Raw genomic sequence first — 21,192 nt, forward strand, 5'->3', positions numbered from 1 at the left:
GGTGGAAGTGCAGTAATGCATGGAGCTGACCAATACTAATCGGTCGAGGGCTTATCCTAAAAATAAGACGCAATGAAGTTTCGGATCCAGTTTTCAGGGTGTAAGCATTGCACCATATAAGTTCGAGTAGCTTATATAAGTCAAGCGAACACACAGCATTTGGCGATGCTGTTCCTGAGTAAAGTATTTGCGAATCAAATACATGTTTGGTGGCGATAGCGGAGGGGTTCCACACGTACCCATCCCGAACACGACCGTTAAGCCCTCCAGCGCCGATGGTACTTGGACCGCAGGGTCCTGGGAGAGTAGGACGNAAGCAACCCCTTAATGGGGATTTTTTTTGCATGGTAGGATACAAGCGCACGCTTGCTGCTGGCAATATCCTTCTCATAGCCTTTGGCAATGTACTCGACGAATGCGCTTAACTCTTGGTCTTCAAGCAATTTACCAGCTAGGGCTTTCGCTGTTTCCTTGGGTTTTTTCTCTCTATTCACCTCAACTTTTGCCATTACATTTCTCTTTAACAACGGATAGAAATTCTCGTCTTCTACTCTTATGATAAAGGAGGGATGTTGAAGTGTGTGGAAGATTTACGCTTGCAGCTGATACAATCGAAGTAATGGACACTTTTTCGGTAGAGGACATGCACTATGAGCACACACCCCGATATAACATTGCACCATCCCAGACCATTGCTGTAATAAATAATAATAATGGGCGTAGAGTGCTTGATGGTTACCGATGGGGACTCGTGCCGCGATGGGCAAAGGATATCAAAATTGGTTTTAGTATGATCAATGCACGAGCTGAAACATTGGATACCAAGCCCGCCTTCCGCAATCTATTGGCCAAGAATCGAGTAGTCATTCCAGCGGATGGATTCTATGAATGGATGAAAGAAGATGATGGAAAGCAGCCTTATCGTTTTGTTATCAAAGAGCAAGGGGTATTTGGCTTTGCTGGCCTATATGACGAATGGGCGGACTCTAAGGGAGACATACTTCGTAGCTGCACCATTATCACAACCCAGCCCAATGAACTAGTACAATCTGTTCATGATCGCATGCCGGTGATTTTGGAGAAGGACGCGGTTGATGAATGGCTGGACCCTGGAATAACAAAAACAGAACATGCATTAGAAATGCTTCGATCATACCCTGCTGGGCTAATGAACTCGTATCCAGTTTCAAAAGCTGTAGGCAATGTTCGCCATACAAACGCAAGTTTAATCGATGAAGTTCCTCTTAATTCAAAGTGAACCGTTAGGCTTAAGGAATGATATATATATGACCTATTCACACTGATTAGATATACAATTGCGATCTATCAGAGCTCTGATGTAATCTACATCGAGGGTAACAGCCAAAGCTACTAATGTCTCATTTGACGGGGCACTGTACCCATTCTCATAGTTACTAATAGCAGCATTTGTTTAGTTAACTCTTAAAGCTAGCTCCTCTTGAGTTAGCTTTTTCTTTTTTCTTTCATACGTAATTCTAATTCTATCACCGAGAATCATACAACTTTCCCTAGACAATAATTATAAAAGTACATGTATACTATACTTAAAAACGTCCTTTATTCAAATAGAGCGCATTACTGTGCATTTTTTATTTAGTCTTTAATGAAAATTCGTGTGCGTTCTCAGGGGTACAAGCATTCAAGAATGAGGACATCATTTAATAGCAGATACTAGAGGGAGTCATAATATAATTAAGGAAACAAAGTGTAATCGGTGGGAATGACATGGGATTTTATATGAGATTGCCTATGAGCAATGGGAAATAAGCGGCCAAGAGCAGGAAATACTAAAATATTTTTTTACAATTTACTTCAGTAAAGAACAATCCCTGTGAAGATGTATTGGCCGATCGCTCAGTATGAAAAGCTGTTCTTACGATAATGCCGTGGATGAGGCCACCTTCTACATGAAAACGGAGTTCGTCACCAGATGAACTTCCAGAGCCTGCGTCATCTGGAACTGGAGCTTTTTGATTATGAAAATTGGTATTACAAGCATTGATGTCATGGAACACTGGGGGACATGACTCAAATTCACTATCAAAAATTTCCCTTCAAAATGACGTTTGCCCATTTCGTTTCGGACCCTCGCACTGTTAAAAATGAAATGTATTGTTATTAAATTAAAAATAATGGACATTAATGTTAGTAATACAATTGGAGGTGTCGAATATGTCAAATGAGAAAAATCATGAGAAAGATGAGCAAGTAATTAAAAAAACCACGGAAAAAGAGTTAATCGAAAAAGAGACAATTATAAACAAGACATCTGAAAATGGGGATAACGAAGAAGAAATTACTATAACAGAAATAAAAAGAAAAGAAATAACAAAGCGTAGTTTAGAAGATGAGAAAAAGAAAAACGAAAAAACCATGCGGCATATAATAACTGGAAATTAACGATAACTTAAACTCAAAGGGATGTGGTTACAGTAGCTAATAAAGAATATTCTTCAATAAGATTAGAAATTACTTCACGCTGCAATATAAATTGTGTGTATTGTCACAATAAAGATCATTTAAATAGAGAAGATGATATGAAAACCGAGAAAATAATTTCACTTATTCATGAACTTAAAGGCAAATTTCCGATTAACAAGATTTTGATTACTGGTGGGGAGCCTCTACTTTGTAAGGATATAGTGAAAATTGTTGAATCAATCACTAGACTCGATATTAAAGCAGACATGGTTACTAATGGGATGTTGCTTACAGAAGATATGGCAGATAAATTAATAAGAGCTGGCTTAAAAAGAATACGATTGAGCATAGACGGATTTGAAGAGCACACCGAATATCGAAAAGGTAGTTCTTACAAGCAATTGTGGGATATAGCTGCCCTCTTAGTGCAAAGGAATGATATAAATGTTTGTATACACACAGTATGTTCACCTCACAATGTAGAAAATTTATACAATGTCTATGAAAAAATACTACAGATAGGAGCACATCGATGGCGTATATTTGATATTGGATATAAAGGTGGTGTGACAAGCAACAAAAAAGAAATGAATTTAAATGATTACTACAATAAGTTTTTTGAAGTTTCAAAGAAAATAATAAAAAATTTTATTACGTATGAAATTCACAAAAGATTAAATATGGAGATTAATAATATCTTCACCTCTGAAATGCAAAAAGTAGAAGTAGATTACACCGACATCAAACTTGATGATTTGATATCCTATAGACTACCCAAATCACCTTGTCACTACATTTCACATCAACTTTCAATTCGTAGCAATGGAATATCAACATTTTGTCAATTTTTTCATAACGAAATAGCGGATTTTAGATGTAAGAGTGTCGAACAGGCATTTAAAGAAAAAAAATACGTTACTGAAAATGAAATCCCTTTAAATAAAATTGAAGATTGTCTTAATTGTAAATATATCTTGATTTGTAATTCAGGATGCCGTGCTAGAGCTAGTATACTAACGGGTAATATCTTTAGTGCTGATCCTGTTGCTTGTTTTATGACAACAAGAATGATAAATGAATTAGTCCCACTATACCCCGAAAACATTCAGCAAATATATAACTTTAATATAAATGAAACAGGCAATAGGCCAAAATATACAGCATACGATCTTGATAGTTTTCTAAAAAAAGGAGATTATCTTTTTTGAAAAAGTATTATTTTTATCGAACTTAATAAAAGCAAAGTTCTCAATCAATGTAAATTGAGTGAATTTAGGAAACTATGTGCACATGAAAATGCTTGATGGGAATAACTTTATACACTATTACACTCTACTATTAAACCTGCTAAAATCGATGGAGAACATTTTTAAGCCATAGATGGGGATGATTACGTTTCAAGGGTTTAAGCTGGGCGAAAAATGGAACAGGTGGGAACTACCCTACTTCACCAAACAGCCAGCATTAAAAGTTTTTAACGCTAAGTTACGGTGTATTTCTTTAATATCCACTGAGGGAATATAAATGCATCTTTTTCTTGAGTAATACTTCCCAGTTATTTGGTAAAATCAGAAAACGGCAAATCATTGTCCATGTTTCCCAATACATCCGATCATGAAGAGATAACTATAGAAGAACATAATAAAATTATGAAATTACGTGAGATTGCCTTGAGGTTAGACGCATAGGTTGATTAAATAGAGCCTCAGAGGAAGAGGCGGAAGAGGCGTATGTTTGTGACTCTTTCTTATGTATATAGTATTGTAAATCCTTATCTTGTTCTATATTTATGAATGGCTGCAGTATAATCCATAGCAAAAAACACGGCACTTAATGTCGTGTTTTTTTGCATTAGATATTTATATCTACGAAATGACTAACATCTCTTTCCTTTTTCAGCTGCGTCCGGAGATAATTTTCCTTCGGTGTTTTTGTACTGCTATGGCCAAGTGTTTCAGCAATATCATCAAGTGAAGCGCCTGCATGCCATGCACTTTGTGCAAAGAAATGCCGTACATAGTGAGGAGTAATTCTTTTATTATCAATAGTTACCAGGCCAGCTGCTAGCATATGGTCTGATAGCATCGTAGAAAGATACGAACGGTTATAGTGTTTACCAAATTTGTTAGGGTAAAATGGGGTTTCATCATCTGCATCTATATCTGTACGAAGGCCGATTCTTTTACGATACTCACGTAATTCACTAAGTACGTATGGCTTGATTAGTGCAAAACGCTTTTTTTGTTCTTTGTAATCGTCTGAAGATAATACTGGTTTGTTCTAGGATCATAAGACATATGCTTCATCTGTGGGGTGATTACTTCATTTAGCCGTAGGCCAGTAGTGGCCAGCAGTAAAATGAGGGACTTTATCTTTGGATTCCCATTGTAATATCGAACTGCTGCTTCAACCGTAGCCGGATCAATAACGCGATGAGGAATTTCCTCTTTATCGATTTTAACTGGCGAGAGTCCCCGTGAAATTTTCTTCTTCAGATACCCTTCTTCAAAGCACCAATCTAAAAAGCCTTTTAAAATAGTTACCTTTTTAGAGCGGGTAGTTTTTTTGGGATACTGTTTCTCCAGATGCTTTTGGTAATTCTCCATATCATAACGGCTCAGTTCTCTATATCATTCTTATTATACAAAGAAGGAAGAATAATTAAAAAATTCAATATTATCGATATATATTCTTTTTTTGTCTGTAGACCGCGCTTCTTATCTTTTTGACGTACGTAAAGATATGTCACTCCAATATTTGAAAACAATGAATAGTCATAGTTACCCTGTTGGTCCTCATAGAGAGAGGCCCTATTTGTCAATGTATCAAAATAAGTAATATCTAGCATACTATTCTTCATTTCATTAATATTATCTTCTATGAGATCAGATATATCCAAATCTACATTAATAGCAGAATCTACTAAATACAAACATATCACCTCAATACTAGATATTCTTCAGTTATCAAGTAACTATAGACAATAGTTGCACCAAATTCTGATTTTGGTAATTCTCTACGTTTGGGGTTTTCCATTAACACTTTTATATATTATCAGCGAATGATAAAAAGAACAAATAGAGTAGTGAACCTAAAATAATAAACAATTCATCGCAGTGAATCAACCTTAGTGGCTGGCTTAAGATTTCTTGTATGTATGTTTAAGACATGATAAAATGTGTTTGCATTGCTTACCTCTACACAAATGGAATATGTAGAGAGAACCGCCAACATCCCAAACGTGTTGGCGGTTTTTTTCCCTATCATATACAAGTTATGCAGGAACTTATTCTACGCATGTCGATTTAAATAAGAAGGTGGGAGAATAACGCTTCCGATGATCCAAGGGCTCGTCAAGCTGTACCGATCGAGATAGATTAGAGAACTCCAGAATAGAGGCTGTCTGCCTTCCTGCTAATAAAATAAGATGTTTTGTAAGCGGCGAGAGCCGCTTTTTTGCTTTTATATAATGCATACCTTTAACTACTTTAATAGCGAACGAATCCAGTTTTTTAATTTCATAAATTGACCAGTTATGAGGTGAATCTATCTAACGTCCTAAAAAGAATTTAGATATTTTAGCCTTATTTTGAGGCAAATAAACTTTCTGATATGTAGGTATCTGGGAAAGAAGAATCAAATATAGTAATTTTACGAATATATTTCTAGAAAAACTGAAGCCATATGATATAATCAACATTGAAATAATTACCATTAATTAAATATTTATGAATATCTAAATTGAAAGGTATACACTTCCTAATCTTTTAAAAATAGATTGGAATTTGTATAAGCATCACCTATCAACGAGCTTTAAATATTTAATTGGGAAGGTGGGGGTTTTGCTGGTAAACATTTAATGAAAGTAAAGAGAAAGATCGAACTTGTGAGGAAAAACGTTTGTTCTAAAGATTCTAGCCCTCAACACAATCGGATGTGAGGATATATGGTACAGTCCATTGTTCGGTCATGCCGATACCGTTATTGAACAAAGAGGCTAGGACAGCTACATAAAAATAGGAGGTGTTTGGTTTTTATGTTAAAATCAAGTATGAAGTTTGTTTTCACCCTCATTGTTTGTATTTTTTTAACCCAAGTGCCTGGAATTTCTCATGCACAACTTGCTCCATATGAAAAAACGACGAGTGTGATGGATGTAGTGATCGGAGGGTTAAATGTAAGAACTGGACCAGGATTTAGTTATCCAGTAATTGCCCAAGTAAGCTATGGAGAAGATATTATTAGTTACTGTCCAACGACACCCAATGGATGTGCCCCTATTACGGGTAATGGACAGGAATGGAACCGCAACTACTACCCAGATGCCAGTATTGGTTATTATTCAAATGCGGCTGTTGGCTATACCGCTTGGTATATTTCTGCAGAACAAGGGCCTTTTAATTACGAATATACACATACAACAAAGGTAGCACGATCGAGCACGCTTTATAGGGATGCTTGTCCGAATCTTGGGGGCAGTAGTGGTATTACTGAACCTCAAGGGAAGTACCTCCCTGCTTATGATGATGAGTTAAAAGCAACGGTATGTAATCCTAATGCATGGAGGGTTCTTGATACGGACTACCATACTGACGGATATGTGAATGGCTGGAATTTAAAAGCGGAGTAAAGGAGGCGAAGATGATGAAAAAGAAAACATTAACTAGTATCCTTGCAGTTCCATTAGTAGTGGTGGCTGCTTCAGGTTTTTTCTATCTAAACGCAGATAGAGTTGTCAGTGCCCAGAGTGAAACGATCGCAGCTGCTGACAAAGCCACGAATAGTCAGGTGGAGTATATCAAATTATCTGTTTCTTCAAGCACTTATTCAGATAGTTCTTATCAAATACGCATCCGTGATCGGAAAAACCTAAGTGAAGTTACTGAAGATTATGTCGGAGGAGTCCTACAAAATAAAATTATAGTTTCTGAAGAGGGAAGACGAGTCACTTCTATAGGAAGGGATCATGTAACAGGAAAACTTGTAGGGAACACTTGGATATTGCCAGTTAACCTGGCTAATGAAAATAAGAAAATTTTAAATATCTCTCTAATGGAAGAACAGAAAAAAGAAATGAAAGAGCAAAATTGGGTGAAATCTTTACGACCACAATCAAATGACGCATCACTTCAAGAGGTTGTAGCAGAAACCAATCTTAAAAAAGAGACTGTAACCATTGATACTAAAACAGGGCTCCCGGTGAAGAGAGAGGTCTTTGTGAAAGATAAAGAGGGGAATTGGACAGAAGACTCCGTTAGAGTCGAGGAATACAAATATTTAGACTCCATGCCAATGAACTTGCAAAAAATGAATGATGAAGTGGAGATCAAAGAAATTACTGCTCCGATTAAAGAAGATAAATTATTAAAAGGGTAATAATAATTTGAATGTAATTAGACTATTGGAATAGGTGCGTCCATTGCGGAGGATTTCTCTGCAACTTTACAGCTGTTTCTTTAGTATGATGGACGTTGTGTACATGACCCGGGAAAGTTAGCTCATTTCATTGCTCGTTCTTGTTGTTATGATCATAGAACTGGCTAACGGTAAGAAAAAATCATTTCGGCCACGACCTTTTTGGTACCCGCAGCATTGCGGGTTTTTTTCTTGAAATATAAGACTTTTTAGGCTTCGCACCTATCGTATGGTCTTATATTTTTACGAAAAACGTACCTAAAAGCGATACTCGTATCGCTACTTCGGAAGTTTAAGCTCTAATAAGACGCCGTCAGGCGTTTCTTCTTATTGCAGACCCAAGCATTAATGCGGCGCAAGAGCAAGATAATAGCGCATATCCTTATTATCACAAGATATTTTAAGATAAAAAGAACTGGTATCTAATTTATAGGGAGATGAGGGAGCGGAAATGATTAATGTAACGAAACTACTTACCGGTATGAAGGGAGAAGGCGATGACCTTCGTTATACCATTAAGCCGGAACACAAACCGCATGGCGTTTCCGCGGGCAGAGGGCCTGTCGTCGTATGGAATTCGACACGAGCTTGCAACTTAACCTGTAAACATTGTTATGCGAATGCCTGTCCTGTCCATGATCCCGATGAAATATCGACGGAGGAAGCTAAGGTGTTTATTGATAATCTGGCTGCCTTCCAGGTGCCGGTACTGCTTTTTTCCGGTGGAGAGCCTTTGATCCGTAAAGATATTTATGAGCTGATTTCTTATGCGTCAAGCAAAGGGCTTCGGCCGGTAGTATCGACCAATGGCACAATGATTACCATGGACAGAGCGAAGATGCTAAAAGAAGCAGGGGTTAAATATGTCGGTGTAAGCCTGGATGGGCTGAAAGAGCGCCATGATGAATTTCGCGGGCGAAAAGGAGCCTTTGAACAGGCGCTTCAGGGTATCCGAAACTGCTTGGCCATCGACCAGAAGGTAGGGGTCCGGTTCACGATCAGCAGACATACATATGAAGACTTGGATGGAGTTCTTGATTTGATCGAGTGGGAAAATATTCCTCGGTCCTGCTTCTACCATCTCGTCTATTCCGGCCGCGGGAGCGCCCTGCAGCAAGAGGATGTTACCCATGAACAATCTCGGCATGCTCTTGACCGGATTATGGCTAAAACGATGGACCTGCATGGCAAAGGCAAACCGGTGGAATTGCTCACCGTTGATAATCATGCGGATGGCGTTTACTTATACCAGCGGATGATGGAGCACGACCCGGAGCGCGCGGCTGAACTGCTTGGCTTGCTTCAGAGAAACGGCGGCAACCGTTCCGGAATAGCCATTGGCTGCGTGGATTGGCACGGCAACGTCTATCCCGATCAGTTCACGAGAGATATCGAAATCGGCAATATCCGCAAGCAGAAATTCAGCGAGATTTGGCGTGATGCCGCTCATCCGCTAATGGCCGGCCTGCGCGACCGTAAACCGCTGCTAAAGGGACGCTGCAGAGAATGCAATTGGCTGGATATCTGTAACGGAAATTTCCGCGCCCGGGCTTCGGTAAGCGGTGATTTCTGGGCGGAGGACCCATCCTGTTATTTAAGTGACCGTGAAATTGGAATCGTATAACACTGGAAAGGAAGGCTGAATACGCATGCTCGTTTCCTGGAATGTGACCAAGAAATGCAATTTATACTGCGAACACTGCTATCGCGACTCGGGGCCGACATCGTCTGTAGAAGACCAGCTAGCCACGGAGGAAGGCATCCGGCTCATTGATCAGATCAAGCAGGCCGGATTCAAGCTTCTCATATTCAGCGGCGGCGAGCCCTTGATCCGTGAAGATCTCTGCGAATTGATCGCGTATGCATCGTCTATCGGCCTTCGTCCCGCACTTGGCAGCAACGGCACGCTTCTGACCGCCGCCAAAGCTGCGGAGCTGAAAAAAGCGGGGCTGGGGGGCATTGCGATCAGCATAGACAGCGCCACGCCTGAGTATCACAACCGGTTCAGGAATGCGCCGGAAGGCTGGGAGCAAGCATTGGAGGGCATCCGTTATGCCCAGGAAGCCGGGCTGAGAGTGCAGATTAACATGACGCTGACCGAGGGCAATATGGATGATTTCGTGCAGGTTGCCCAGCTTGCCGAGGAGCTTCATGTATCCTCTCTGCACCCGTTCTTTCTCGTCCCGACCGGACGGGCCATCCATATCGAAGAAGACGGGCTGAAGCGGGAACGGTATTACTCGGTTCTGCGCAGTGTTCTGTCCAAACAGAAATCAACATCCCTTGAAATCAAACCGACATGCGCTCCCCAGTTCATGCCGCTTGCCAAGAGCATGGGGCTGGAAATGCGGTACACGCGCGGTTGTCTGGCCGGGGTCTCCTATTGTTCGGTGCTGCCGAGTGGCGAGGTGCATATTTGTCCGTACCTGCCGGTCAAGGTGGGGAATGTTCGCGAGCAGCCTTTTGATGAAATATGGCGGGATAATCCGGTGTTTCGGGATTTAAGAGACTTCAAGAAATATGAAGGAGAATGCGGCTCCTGTCCCGATGTGGGCATTTGTGGCGGCTGCCGGGCGAGATCGTACTATTACAGCGGCGGCAATTTCATGGCCGAAGAGCCGTGGTGTTACAAAAGATCGGCGGCGCTGTAAGCTGGGGAGGTGGGAACAGTGGACCTGGATTCGAACGACCGGAAGCTGCTGAATCGGCTGCAAATCGGGCTTCCTCTGGTCAGACGCCCTTGGAATGCCATTGCGGAGGAACTGGAATTGCGCCAGGAAGATGTGCTTCAAAGGCTTGAAAGGCTGAAGAAAGAGGGATTCATCCGGCGGATCGGCGGGGTGTTTAATCCGACGGGACTGGGATTTAGGGGCTGTTTGTATGCGATGGCAGTCAGGGAGGAGCTTTTTTACCAGACCGCTGCTGTCGTCAACAGGTATAGAGGCGTAACCCATAACTACCGCCGGCGCAGCAGGCTCAATATGTGGTTCACGCTGACTTCCCGGACCGAGGAAGAACGGGGGGCTATTCTTGAAACGATCCGTGAAGCGGCGGGCGGGCCGCTTCTATTTGAGTTTCCCTCCGAGCAATTATTCAAACTAAAGGTCTTCTTGAATATGGAAGATAAGGCTGATGCATCAGCCATTACACCCAGCCCGAACTTGAATGGAGTCGCAACTTCCAAACAGGAACCATGCAAAATAGAAATAACGGATTTGCAGCTGATCCGCGAACTGCAGGGAGATCTTCCGTTGTCAACTGAACCGTATACCGAGATTGCCAATAAGACAGGTTGCAGCTTGGAAGAGGTGTTTCTGCGCTTGCAGGCGCTGCAGGCAGGAGGAGCACTCAAACGAATCGGAGCCGTTCTAAAGCATAGGGAAGCGGGATTTTCAGCAAATGGCCTGTTCATCTGCGTACTTCCTGAGGAGCATATACCTGAGGCAGGAAAAAGGCTGGCCGGTTATTCGGAAGTCAGCCACTGCTACAAGCGCCGGGCGCATCCCGATTGGCCGTATAATTTATACGCCATGATTCATGGACCCGATGAAGCGTCTGTTCAGAAAGTTGCGGAGCAATTTGTTCGGCTCGAAGACATCAAGGATTACGATATTCTGTTCAGCACGGAAGAACTGAAGAAAACGAGCTTTTCGATCTAAAGCGTTTCTTATATTCACACGGATGCCGTCTCTTCAAGGACAGCGTCCGTTTTTCGTGTTGACAGGTTAACGTCTTTGACTGGGCAGAAACTTTTATTGATTACACATGGGAATAAGACCGCCCGAATGAGATTTTCGTTATTTCTCACAAAAACCAAGAAATCTACAAGGGAAAGGCGCGAGAATTCCACTGGGATGGACTTACGACTAACACCAAATATGAGGTTCTTATATGGACCGAAAATGAGGCTGAAATTCGAAGCGAACCGAAGCTTACACGCTAAAAAAGAAGAGGGCTCAGATGAAATTGACGGGGATACTGAAGGGTCATCCAAAGTACAACCGGTAGTTGGGCCGTCAACAATGCCTTCCAAAAAAGGATCATTCGGATGGTGCTGAAGGTTCAACTCGAAATGGTGGTTTTAAGGATATTGGTAATTCCTATGCTAAAAAAGAGATCCGGTACCTTCAGGATCAGAATATCCTTCGTGGTACAACACCGGATATATTTGAGCCCAATCGTAGTGTCACGAGAATGGAGTTTGCAGCAATGGTGGTACTCAATCGAGAACAAGCTTCTAAGATGATCGGTAGAGTGCTTCAGGCTGCCGAAAATGAGAGAGGGAATCAGTGGTATACTTGGACCAGGATAAGATTGCTCAGTGGGCCAAAGGAGAGATTATGGGTCTTACGAAGATGAATATGGTCCAAGGGTATCCGGACGGAACATTTAGACCGAAAGACCATATGAATAGGCAGGAAGGAACCATGCTTTCTTTGAAAGAGAAAAAATAATGAAAGAAAATATCAAGCTCGGGCAAATACTGCCCAAGTCATTATCCTGAATCCATAAACCGTGTATAACTGTGAAAATTGATGTATAAGAAGATAAATATTTGGGATTTGGAGGTTGTCTTGTGAGCAGAATTTCTACAAATGACTTAAAAGATATTTTGAAAAGAGCGACCGAATCAGCGCGTCAAGAAGCCAAAAAAAACGGTGTTCCTTCTGTCTATGAGGAAAATGGAAAGATGATTAAAGAATATCCTGATGGGAAAAAAAACTCAGATCATTTTTACAGAAGAAGGAAAGCGAGAAGTTGAGTATACTTAACGCCTGGAAAGAAACAAGCGCAAGACAAGAAAAACCACCGGGAGTAGGTGAGCGCCTGCATAATCCGGTGGTTTTTCGTTCCTGAAATTCTCGCCGTGGTTGCCTACAGGCACTTTGTCATAGCTGCGATGCGTCCAACATCGCGGCTATTTTTTATTGTACCCTGGACTTCCACTGTATATTACTATTATAACACGTTTTCTGCGAAAAGGTACTCGCAATGCCCCTTTTCATAGTATCTTATTACCCCATCACACAAAAATTTCAGCAGTAATGTTCCTAAACATGCATAAGTTTTAGACCACCGGCGTAGCGTCGGCTTTTTTTATTTGGCTTTTTACAAGCATGGTAGCCTTCCGGATGCTCCATTAGGACGGCCTATTATGGCACTTGCCGCCCTGTACAAGCTTACAAGGGTGCAGATATTGTTTCCTTATATGATTTAAAGGAATAGGCAGAAGCATGCGTAAGGATCTACCTTGAGGCTTTGGTTTCCAGGCAGATTCTCTTCTGCGTACCTTGGCTTAAAAGGAAGCCCGGATTACCCCGGCCTTTGATTATCTTAAACCCTTTAAAGGCGTTGAGTAATTTATATTGTTTTCAGTTGCTTCAAAATTCCATTCAAGAGGCACTTGGTATTAAGTATCAACCATGATTAAAAGAGCGGCCAGTTGGCCGCTTTTTTTGTTATTCCGTAATAAGAGGGGATTTGGGAGTTTTTGAGATGCAATTTTTGCCTTGAAAAAAAATTTTTCAAGTTTTTGAATGTCTATTTCCCTTATATAATTGAGGTTTTCGGGATGTTAGAGCTTGATATAACAGGGGTTTAAGCCGTTTTAGCGCTGGTCGCTTGTCTGAGTCTATGCTATAATATGCTTACAGATTAAGGATTGGAAAAATAAGCAACTGAAGCAAATCCTCCGGCTGATCGGAGGATCAAAAAATGAAAAATACAATAGCAATAATTCAATTAATTGTTACGACCATAACTGGTCTGATTTCTTTGTTGATGTACTTGAACACGCTTTACAATTAACACAAAAAAGGATTACTCCCACGGCCAAGTTTGAGTAATCCTTTTTAGACGATTTTTTATGCCGGTGATTCATTGTGCATTTTTCCACCAAACATAAATCTGCACCGTAGCCCATATAGCTGCGGTTATTTTTTTGACTATAGTCAATAGAATTCTAAATATCTTATGTAGTCATTATATCATGGTTCTCTATTCAATAAAAGATGAATTCATTTATTTTTGACGTAAAAATGCTCAAAAATGACCGGAATCGGTCAGAATTGAATCATCACATACTAAAATAATCAAAATAGTGGGTTTATATTGATCTTTAACATCCATACTTTAAGTCTGGTGAAGGGGATTGTCTCATTTACCAGACTTTTTTTGTGTTTATATGCAGGCACCTGACAGATCGAATTTAACCAGGGCATGACAACAAAATAAAACAAACGCAGGAATAAGGGCTCACGCTTAACCAGGTCTAGGGCGGCCAAATACGCCACCCAACTCCTGACAATAAAATAAGCTACAACCCGAAAGGTTGTAGCTATGGGTAAGTATCATTTAACGGTTATAGCTAAGATCAGTGAGGATTTTAAAAGTCTCACGGTTCATGTTTCGTTCTACGATTTTTTTTGTCTTTTTAGGATTTCCCGAAAAGCCTAAATAGTCAGAAACAGAAACACCGAGCCTTTCTTCCATTTCAACAAGAGCTTCCTCAAACGGGTCAAATTCCTTAGTCGGTTGCTTAGCCGATTTTGGAAAAGGGATGATCTGTGCTGACATTTTTTTCAGCTCCTTTAACATTCGTATTAACATTATATCTTATTTCTGCAAACACCGCTTTGTCTCCTTCAAAGCATCATGTGCAAAAGGTGAAGGAGATCATTGAGCACTGGATTTATGAATGAGATTCATCTGTTCAAACCGTTCATATTCAGCTAATATTAATGATTATAATTCTCACTTATAGTATCAAATTGAATGAATACATTTGAGGTGAATGCTTGTGGATTCAAATTCGTTATCATTAATGTGACAGAAGCGGCGATGGCTGTAGGCTATAGCAATGTGAGTGCATTCTCGGAGCAATTTTTCCGTGAATACGGAGTGAAGCCATCAGCAGTAAAGAAAGTATTTTAACATTTCTAATATATTTGTTTCGTAAGAGATTTTCCTACCTTGAATAAAATAGGAATTAGACCTACCAGCACTATTCCTACAACCAATGTGGAGAGAAGCAACATTTTAAATGTTAATTCATGACTTTGGAAAAATTGATATAGAATTAAACTGTTTATAGGAATATTTAATAAAACCCCAGTTAAAACTCCTGGTGCATATCTTTTTAATATGATACTTGCAAGTAAATGCGGAAAAAGTGCATTAACAATCATAGAACCAAGGAAACCAGTAAGAATATATTTAGCTAAACTGGAATCTGGGGAAAACAAATAAAAAAAGGTCGAAAGATAAGCCAAAGAAGTAATAATAATTATCGCAAAATAAAATTCATTTTTTTCTACAGGTTTTTGAAATTTTGAGGCGTTTTGAGACCAAGCTGGTAACCATAATGCTTCTTCTAAATTATGCAAAGTGATAGAGAATAGAAATAAAATAACTAATTCCTTCAAAATTACCTCTCCTTCATATCATCTATTCATATATAAGGTAGTCAGTTTCACCAACTTCACGATACCATTCAAATTGCTCAAAATCTATTAATAGAGCCTAAAATAAATTAAATCCGTTTTTACCGCAGATTCATCCGTGTATAGGCAGTAGGCTTTTGGTATGACCCGTATACTTCTGTAAGCCTGTAATCCTGCTTGGATTCATGGGGATGTGTGTAAGCTGTTTGCTGTTTACGCTTACTCTTGTTGGTGGATTACATGGATGGCCTAATGGTGGACTGCTGTTAGTCTTGCTGACTGTTACACGCGGTTTAATAGGTGGCTTTATCCCGGCGGTGCTGTCCTCGTCCCAAGAAGTCAGGAACAGCAAGGGGGAGCTGCAGGTTTGGTTGCTGCGGTACAGGGAATCTCAGCAATTATTGCTCCTATTTTGACGACCACCTTGTACCGAGTAGACAATATATCCCCTTTGCTCTTATAGCGGTTTTGGTAGCTGTTATGGCTATCATTATGTTGGGGATAAGAAGAGGAAAAGTATAATAAATTATAAGGAATTTCAGGAAAATCAGCAGGAAGTGGAATGAGGCGAGACTTACGGATATCCAGCAAAAATGGGTGGTTTTAAACAAAAACACAGTTGAGAAAGGTCCTTTGTCCTGTTGGATGAAGGACCTTTGCTGTAATGCTGCTTACTATAATATTTCCATGTTTTTGATTTTTACATAATACATAACATTTAAATTACATGGAGAGTTATTTTAGTGCACGAACGACAAATTTCGTCATTATTTTTAGTTACTCAGGACGTGGAACCTACTTCGTTTCCTTAGTACAATTATTCAAAATAACAACAAATGAAAAGAAACTTGACAGGGAGAAAGGGATTTAGAACAAGGGGGGGACAGGCTGTGGCCGTTTACACACTGCGTAGACTGATTCAAATGATTCCGGCACTGCTTGGTATTGTCGTCATCACATTCATAATCTCGAGAGTGCTTCCAGGTGATCCTGCTGTGATGCTTGCAGGGGAACAGGCTACACCTGAGACGATTGAAAATATTCGCAGCAGCATGGGACTGGATCAACCAAAGTACATTCAGTTCTTTCATTATGTTGTCGGATTGTTCCATGGTGATCTGGGTCAGGCTTACCACACCGGGCAATCGGTGGCCAGTGACTTTGCTACCCGGTTTCCGGCAACGATCGAGCTGGCATTGGCAAGTTTGATCATTGCGATCCTGGTAGCAATCCCGATCGGCATCCTGGCGGCGACCCGTAAAGAATCGATTGTTGACCACATTTCACGTGTGTTTTCCTTAATCGGTGCATGTATGCCTATCTTCTGGATTGGATTGTTATTCATTTATATTTTTTATGCTAAATGGGGTATCGCTCCTGCACCAATGGGTCGGATTAGCGGTGACATCAATCCTCCCACACACATTACGGGATTTTATGTGCTCGATAGTTTGATGACGGGAGATTTTGTAGCTTTAAAAAGCAGCTTATCCCATTTGCTCCTGCCCGCGATCTGTCTCAGCACAGGCACTATGGCGATTGTGGCACGGATGATGCGTTCAAGCATGCTGGAAGTCATCGGCCAGGATTTTGTCCGTACAGCGAGAGCCAAAGGCTTGCGTGAGGGGGGTGTCATTTACAAGCACGCACTCATTAATGCTTTTATTCCAACACTAACCGTACTGGGTTTGCAGGTCGGCTATCTGATTGGTGGGGCGGTTATTACCGAAACGATCTTTACCTGGCCAGGGGTGGGCAGCTATGTGACGGATTCCATATTAGCGGCTGATTACGCACCGATTCAAGCATTTACCCTTGTAAGTGCGCTGATTTACAGCTTTATCAACCTCGGAGTGGATCTGATTTACGGATTAATTGACCCACGTATCCGGTACGAATGATGAAACGCAGCACAAAAGTAGGGGGGAGGTACTCGGATGAGCACTGCAAGTGATTTGGTGGCAAAAGCGGCTGTGCCTCAGTCCAATACAGCCGCTATACCGAAAAGAAAGACTTTTTGGCGCTTATTGTTTGGCAACAAGCTCGCTTTAATCGGCTTCATCTTTATTGTTGGATGGACGCTCGTTGCCATCCTCTCATCATGGATCGTTCCACATGATCCTTATGTAACCGACCCGGCGAACAAGCTGTTGCCACCAAGTGCAGAGCATTGGTTTGGAACCGACAATTATGGTCGTGACATTCTTAGCCGTGTTATTTACGGGGCCAGAATCAGCATTTGGACAGGGATGATCGCCGTGTCAATTTCGTTTATCATCGGCGTACCACTTGGAGCAGTCGCCGGGTTCTATGGCGGTCGGATGGGCAGTCTTATTATGCGCTGTATGGATATCCTGCTTGCTTTCCCGTCGCTGGTACTCGCCATGGCGATTGCCGCAGCCATGGGACCAGGACTGATGAGTGCTCTCATCGCTGTGGGGATTGTGGGTATCCCCGAATTCGCCAGACTGATTCACGGACAAACCATCTCTCTTCGGGAGAAGGAGTTTGTGGAGGCCAGCCGGGCCATTGGTGTAACGAACGGAACGATCTTGTTTCGCCACATTCTGCCGAATGCACTTGCTCCGCTGCTTGTGAATGCAACCCTCGGAATGGGCTTCGCCATTTTGACGTCTGCCAGTCTTAGCTTTCTGGGGCTTGGTGTCAAACCCCCGATTGCTGAATGGGGGGCCATGATTTCAGAAGGGCGGGCGTATATCATTTCCGGTGAGTGGTGGATTGTAACCTTCCCGGGTCTAGGAATCGCAACAGCTATTTTGGGCTTCAATTTGCTTGGAGACGGTTTGCGGGATGTCCTTGATCCTAGACTTCGCTCTAGCAAATAAAAAATAATAGATCATCAAAGGGGAGAGCGTAAGCCATGTTGAAAAAAAGTCTTTCTCTAATTGTCGTCTTATCTACGTTGCTTTGGACGGCAGGCTGCGCAAGCAATGCCAATAGCCCGTCCGCTTCATCCGGAGAGAAAGGCACAGAGGCTTCAGCTCCGCCAAAGGCGATTACGCTTGCCTACTCGGAGGGAGGGTCAACCATGGACCCTGCTGAAGCAAGTGACCTTACATCCGATACACTTGTGCTTGCGCTCTATGATCAGCTTGTGACCTACGGCAAAAAATCTACCGACAGCGGTGAGGTCGCAGACACGGAAGCAATCAAGCCCATGCTGGCTGAGAAATGGGACGTTTCCGCTGATAACATGACCTATACAATGCACCTGCGTAAAGACGTTAAATTCCAAAGCGGTAACCCGCTGACCGCCAATTCCGTGTTGTATTCCTTTGAGCGGCTTAAAAATTCCGATTCCGGCAGCTTTCTTTACGGCATGAGCTCGATCAAAACCGCTACTGCGCCAGATGAGCATACCGTTGTCATTACCTTGTCCCAGCCTAATCATATGTTCCTGCAAATTCTGTCCTTGTATAACTTCTCCATCGTGGATGACGTGCTTGTCAAAGAAAAGGGCGATGGCGAGTATTTGAAAACAAATGCAGCAGGTTCCGGTCCGTTCAAGCTTGAAAAATGGGACCCTGCGACAGAAGCCGTCTTTAATGCCAATGCCAGCTACTGGCAAGGAGCACCAAGCCTGAGCAAAGTAACGATGAAGTTTACCAAGGAAGCTTCCAACCGTGTACTCCTGCTGGATAAAGGCGATGTCGATATGGCGATTGAAATTCCTGCCAAGGACGTTGCCAAACTGGAAACCAACACCGATCTGAAGGTTCAATCCAACGCAAGCAACCGGATTCTGTATTTTGCCATGAATAACAAAATAGAACCTTTTAATAATCCAAAAGTGCGCCAAGCGATTTCTTATGCTATTCCTTACGACCAATTAATCGACGATGTCATGTACGGTCAAGCGAAGCAAATGAAGAGTTCCGTAGCGAGCAACACACCGGGCTACACCGATGCAGGCTACAACTATAAGTACGATCTGAACAAAGCGAAACAGCTGCTTACCGAAGCGGGTTATCCTAATGGCTTTAGCTTCGATATGACTCTGGGCTCCGGCTTCCAGGACTGGGCGGATGACGCTGTGTTGATTCAAGCTGAGCTTGCCAAAATCGGCGTAAAAATGAACGTTGTCAACGTTGCCCGTGCACAGTTCCTTGAACAGCAAAGAGAAGGTAATCTGACTGCATACATTTCTAAATGGACTTCCTTTGTCAACGACCCGGGTTACCATCTTGGATTCCTGATGTACAGTGGTGGTTCCTCGAACTATATCCATTACGCTAATCCGGAAGTGGATAAGTTGTGGGAACAAGCAGGCAAAGAGCAGGATGCAAATAAACGAAAAGAACTGTATGGCAAAGCGCAAGAGCTTATCAATCAAGATTCCCCTTGGGCGTACCTATATGAATACAACCGGGTTGTCGGCATGAGCAAGGATATCACAGGATATGTGTACTATCCGGATGAAGTCATTCGATTCTATTCATTGAAGAAAGAGTAGGTTGTTCATCTTATCTGGATGCCTTCGGTTGATTACAGCCGAAGGCTATCATTTTACATCTGAAGCAGGCTGATGTTCCGGGAATGGAAGATGAAGTTGACTACATGCAATGAAAAAGTGAAGGGGTTGGAATGAAATGACAGATTGGCAAGCGTTAGTCCTTGATGAAATAGATAAACGGCAGAATGAACTGCTTGAGCTTTGTTCGCGGTTGATTCAGTTTCCTTCGGAAAATCCTCCGGGTGATTCACGTGAAATCAGTCAGTTTATTATGGATTACCTTAAAGAAGCAGGAATTGAAACAACTGTACATGAATCCGGGCCGAATATGTGGAACCTCATTTCCGATTATGGCGCTGAAACAGCGGATGGGAAAAAGCTGATTTTCTGTGGACATACAGATGTTGTGCCAGCAGGGGATCTTACCCGCTGGGATTTTGATCCGTTCTGCGGCGAAATTCGTGACGGCTATCTGCTTGGCTGCGGCGCATCGGATATGAAAGCTGGACTGGCTGGATTGATATTTACCGTGGCGCTGTTTTCCAAGCTTGGCGTACCACTCGAAGGTGCGTTGTCGTTGCTTGTAGTTCCAGATGAAGAGACCGGGGGACATCTTGGCGTGCCTTGGGTGCTGGAAAGAAAACTGATTGAAGGAACGGCCGCTGTGATTGCAGAGCCTTCGGGCCCACAAAACCCGACCATCGGGCAAAAAGGAAGCTGCTGGTTTGAATTTACCGTTGAAGGCACGCCGGGTCACGGCAGTCTGCAGCCAATTGCAGGTGAAAGTGCTATTTTGAAGGCGGCAAGAGGAATTGAAGCGCTGCAACAACTGTGGGACATCAAGCCGGATATTCCGGAGGAAGTCCAAGAAATCATTGAAATTTCCAAGCGTTATGCAAGCGAACGGGAAAACCCGAGCTACGGACAAGCGTTTGACCATGTAACAGTGAACATTGGTACGATTCAGGGGGGCACCAAAGTTAATGTGGTTGCTGACCGTTGTACAGTGCAGGTGGATTCCCGTGTACCATTTGGCGTAGATCACCGGGACGTACTGGCAAAGGCGAAGGAATTGCTTGCCAGTGTGGGCATTGATGCTGAACCCAAACAGTTTGGGTTTTATGGTAATGCCAACTGGACCCCGCCAACCGAACCGATTGTGCATGATCTGGTGGAATCGATCACTGAAGTCAGCGGTAAAGAGGCCTATGGTGTACTGCAATGGGCAACCAGCGATGCACGTGCGTTCCGCAAATATAACATTCCGGTATTGCAATACGGGCCTGCCGAGCTGCGGACTATTCACAACTTCAATGAAAAGGCTCCCGTGTGGCAGATCATTCAATCTGCGAAAGTATACGCTTTGACGGCGCTTAAATATCTGAAAACAACACAAAAAGAAGCATAAGGGGATTTGCA

General features: G+C 42.2%; 20 protein-coding genes, 1 rRNA gene and 2 pseudogenes. 18 read left to right on the plus strand and 5 right to left on the minus strand.

Annotation, left to right across the window (positions count from 1 at the left end):
* Positions 1–205: 205 nt before the first annotated feature.
* Positions 206–322, plus strand: a 5S ribosomal RNA gene (gene rrf / locus LCF57_RS22305).
* A gap of 255 nt (positions 323–577) precedes the next feature.
* Entirely contained in the window at positions 578–1,258 is a 681-nt protein-coding gene (locus LCF57_RS22315) for an SOS response-associated peptidase (RefSeq protein WP_226002671.1), read from the plus strand.
* Positions 1,259–1,291: 33 nt separating this feature from the next.
* On the opposite strand, the gene LCF57_RS22320 is transcribed toward LCF57_RS22315, so the two are convergent.
* Positions 1,292–1,420 (minus strand): helix-turn-helix domain-containing protein, encoded by a 129-nt coding sequence (locus LCF57_RS22320; protein WP_226002825.1) that lies wholly within the window; start codon positions 1,418–1,420, stop codon positions 1,292–1,294.
* Positions 1,421–2,193: 773 nt separating this feature from the next.
* Between LCF57_RS22320 and LCF57_RS22325 the strand changes: the two genes are divergently transcribed.
* Both LCF57_RS22325 and LCF57_RS27970 read left to right on the plus strand, forming a co-directional pair.
* The gene (locus LCF57_RS22325; protein WP_226002672.1) at positions 2,194–2,421 is read left to right on the plus strand and encodes a hypothetical protein; all 228 of its coding nucleotides are present in this window, start codon (positions 2,194–2,196) and stop codon (positions 2,419–2,421) included.
* A gap of 23 nt (positions 2,422–2,444) precedes the next feature.
* Positions 2,445–3,650 carry a radical SAM/SPASM domain-containing protein gene (locus LCF57_RS27970; protein WP_226002673.1) on the plus strand — a complete coding sequence of 402 codons (1,206 nt, stop codon included), beginning with the start codon at positions 2,445–2,447 and terminating at the stop codon, positions 3,648–3,650.
* A 643-nt stretch (positions 3,651–4,293) separates the two neighbouring features.
* Here the strand turns inward: LCF57_RS27970 and LCF57_RS22335 are convergent.
* Entirely contained in the window at positions 4,294–4,665 is a 372-nt protein-coding gene (locus tag LCF57_RS22335; RefSeq protein ID WP_226002826.1) for a tyrosine-type recombinase/integrase, read from the minus strand.
* Entirely contained in the window at positions 4,665–5,048 is a 384-nt protein-coding gene (locus tag LCF57_RS22340) for a hypothetical protein (RefSeq protein WP_226002674.1), read from the minus strand. Before LCF57_RS22340 ends, LCF57_RS22335 begins: the two co-directional genes overlap by 1 nt.
* Before the next feature lie 1,430 nt (positions 5,049–6,478).
* On the opposite strand from LCF57_RS22340, the gene LCF57_RS22345 reads away from it, so the two are divergent.
* The 8 genes from LCF57_RS22345 (at position 6,479) to LCF57_RS22380 (ending at position 12,619) form a co-directional block, all read left to right on the plus strand.
* Positions 6,479–7,072, plus strand: a complete 594-nt coding sequence (locus tag LCF57_RS22345; RefSeq protein ID WP_226002675.1) for an SH3 domain-containing protein — start codon at positions 6,479–6,481, stop codon at positions 7,070–7,072.
* A 14-nt stretch (positions 7,073–7,086) separates the two neighbouring features.
* Complete coding sequence (locus tag LCF57_RS22350; RefSeq protein WP_226002676.1) at positions 7,087–7,818, plus strand: hypothetical protein; 732 nt, start codon at positions 7,087–7,089, stop codon at positions 7,816–7,818.
* Positions 7,819–8,308: 490 nt separating this feature from the next.
* On the plus strand, positions 8,309–9,481 hold the full coding sequence (locus LCF57_RS22355) for a radical SAM/SPASM domain-containing protein (RefSeq protein WP_226002677.1): 1,173 nt from the start codon (positions 8,309–8,311) through the stop codon (positions 9,479–9,481).
* A gap of 25 nt (positions 9,482–9,506) precedes the next feature.
* Positions 9,507–10,508 (plus strand): radical SAM/SPASM domain-containing protein, encoded by a 1,002-nt coding sequence (locus tag LCF57_RS22360; protein WP_226002678.1) that lies wholly within the window; start codon positions 9,507–9,509, stop codon positions 10,506–10,508.
* An 18-nt stretch (positions 10,509–10,526) separates the two neighbouring features.
* A complete protein-coding gene (locus tag LCF57_RS22365) occupies positions 10,527–11,516 on the plus strand; it encodes an AsnC family transcriptional regulator (RefSeq protein WP_226002679.1) in 990 nt (329 codons plus the stop codon).
* Positions 11,517–11,865: 349 nt separating this feature from the next.
* Entirely contained in the window at positions 11,866–12,216 is a 351-nt protein-coding gene (locus LCF57_RS28340) for an S-layer homology domain-containing protein (protein ID WP_226002680.1), read from the plus strand.
* On the plus strand, positions 12,147–12,311 hold the full coding sequence (locus LCF57_RS22375; RefSeq protein WP_226002681.1) for an S-layer homology domain-containing protein: 165 nt from the start codon (positions 12,147–12,149) through the stop codon (positions 12,309–12,311). The genes LCF57_RS28340 and LCF57_RS22375 overlap by 70 nt, the downstream gene beginning before the upstream one ends.
* Positions 12,312–12,433: 122 nt before the next feature.
* Entirely contained in the window at positions 12,434–12,619 is a 186-nt protein-coding gene (locus LCF57_RS22380) for a hypothetical protein (RefSeq protein WP_226002682.1), read from the plus strand.
* Between the two features lie 1,592 nt (positions 12,620–14,211).
* On the opposite strand, the gene LCF57_RS22385 is transcribed toward LCF57_RS22380, so the two are convergent.
* Entirely contained in the window at positions 14,212–14,433 is a 222-nt protein-coding gene (locus tag LCF57_RS22385; protein WP_226002683.1) for a hypothetical protein, read from the minus strand.
* A 246-nt stretch (positions 14,434–14,679) separates the two neighbouring features.
* Here LCF57_RS22385 and LCF57_RS22390 point away from each other — a divergent pair.
* Positions 14,680–14,790, plus strand: a pseudogene (locus tag LCF57_RS22390) (helix-turn-helix domain-containing protein); the annotation flags it as partial.
* 5 nt (positions 14,791–14,795) lie between these two features.
* On the opposite strand, the gene LCF57_RS22395 reads toward LCF57_RS22390, so the two are convergent.
* Positions 14,796–15,281, minus strand: a complete 486-nt coding sequence (locus LCF57_RS22395; protein ID WP_226002685.1) for an HXXEE domain-containing protein — start codon at positions 15,279–15,281, stop codon at positions 14,796–14,798.
* A gap of 179 nt (positions 15,282–15,460) precedes the next feature.
* Here LCF57_RS22395 and LCF57_RS28345 point away from each other — a divergent pair.
* The 5 genes and pseudogenes from LCF57_RS28345 to LCF57_RS22415 form a co-directional block, all read left to right on the plus strand.
* A pseudogene (locus LCF57_RS28345) lies at positions 15,461–15,634 on the plus strand (MFS transporter); the annotation flags it as partial.
* A 555-nt stretch (positions 15,635–16,189) separates the two neighbouring features.
* Positions 16,190–17,200 (plus strand): ABC transporter permease, encoded by a 1,011-nt coding sequence (locus LCF57_RS22400; RefSeq protein WP_226002686.1) that lies wholly within the window; start codon positions 16,190–16,192, stop codon positions 17,198–17,200.
* A 36-nt stretch (positions 17,201–17,236) separates the two neighbouring features.
* Positions 17,237–18,145 (plus strand): ABC transporter permease, encoded by a 909-nt coding sequence (locus tag LCF57_RS22405; protein ID WP_226002687.1) that lies wholly within the window; start codon positions 17,237–17,239, stop codon positions 18,143–18,145.
* 35 nt (positions 18,146–18,180) lie between these two features.
* Positions 18,181–19,773 carry an ABC transporter substrate-binding protein gene (locus LCF57_RS22410; protein ID WP_226002688.1) on the plus strand — a complete coding sequence of 531 codons (1,593 nt, stop codon included), beginning with the start codon at positions 18,181–18,183 and terminating at the stop codon, positions 19,771–19,773.
* A 136-nt stretch (positions 19,774–19,909) separates the two neighbouring features.
* Positions 19,910–21,181, plus strand: a complete 1,272-nt coding sequence (locus tag LCF57_RS22415; protein WP_226002689.1) for a M20 family metallopeptidase — start codon at positions 19,910–19,912, stop codon at positions 21,179–21,181.
* Positions 21,182–21,192 lie beyond the last annotated feature (11 nt).

The sequence above is a fragment of the Paenibacillus sp. BJ-4 genome (assembly GCF_020404765.1).
Lineage (GTDB): Bacteria > Bacillota > Bacilli > Paenibacillales > Paenibacillaceae > Paenibacillus.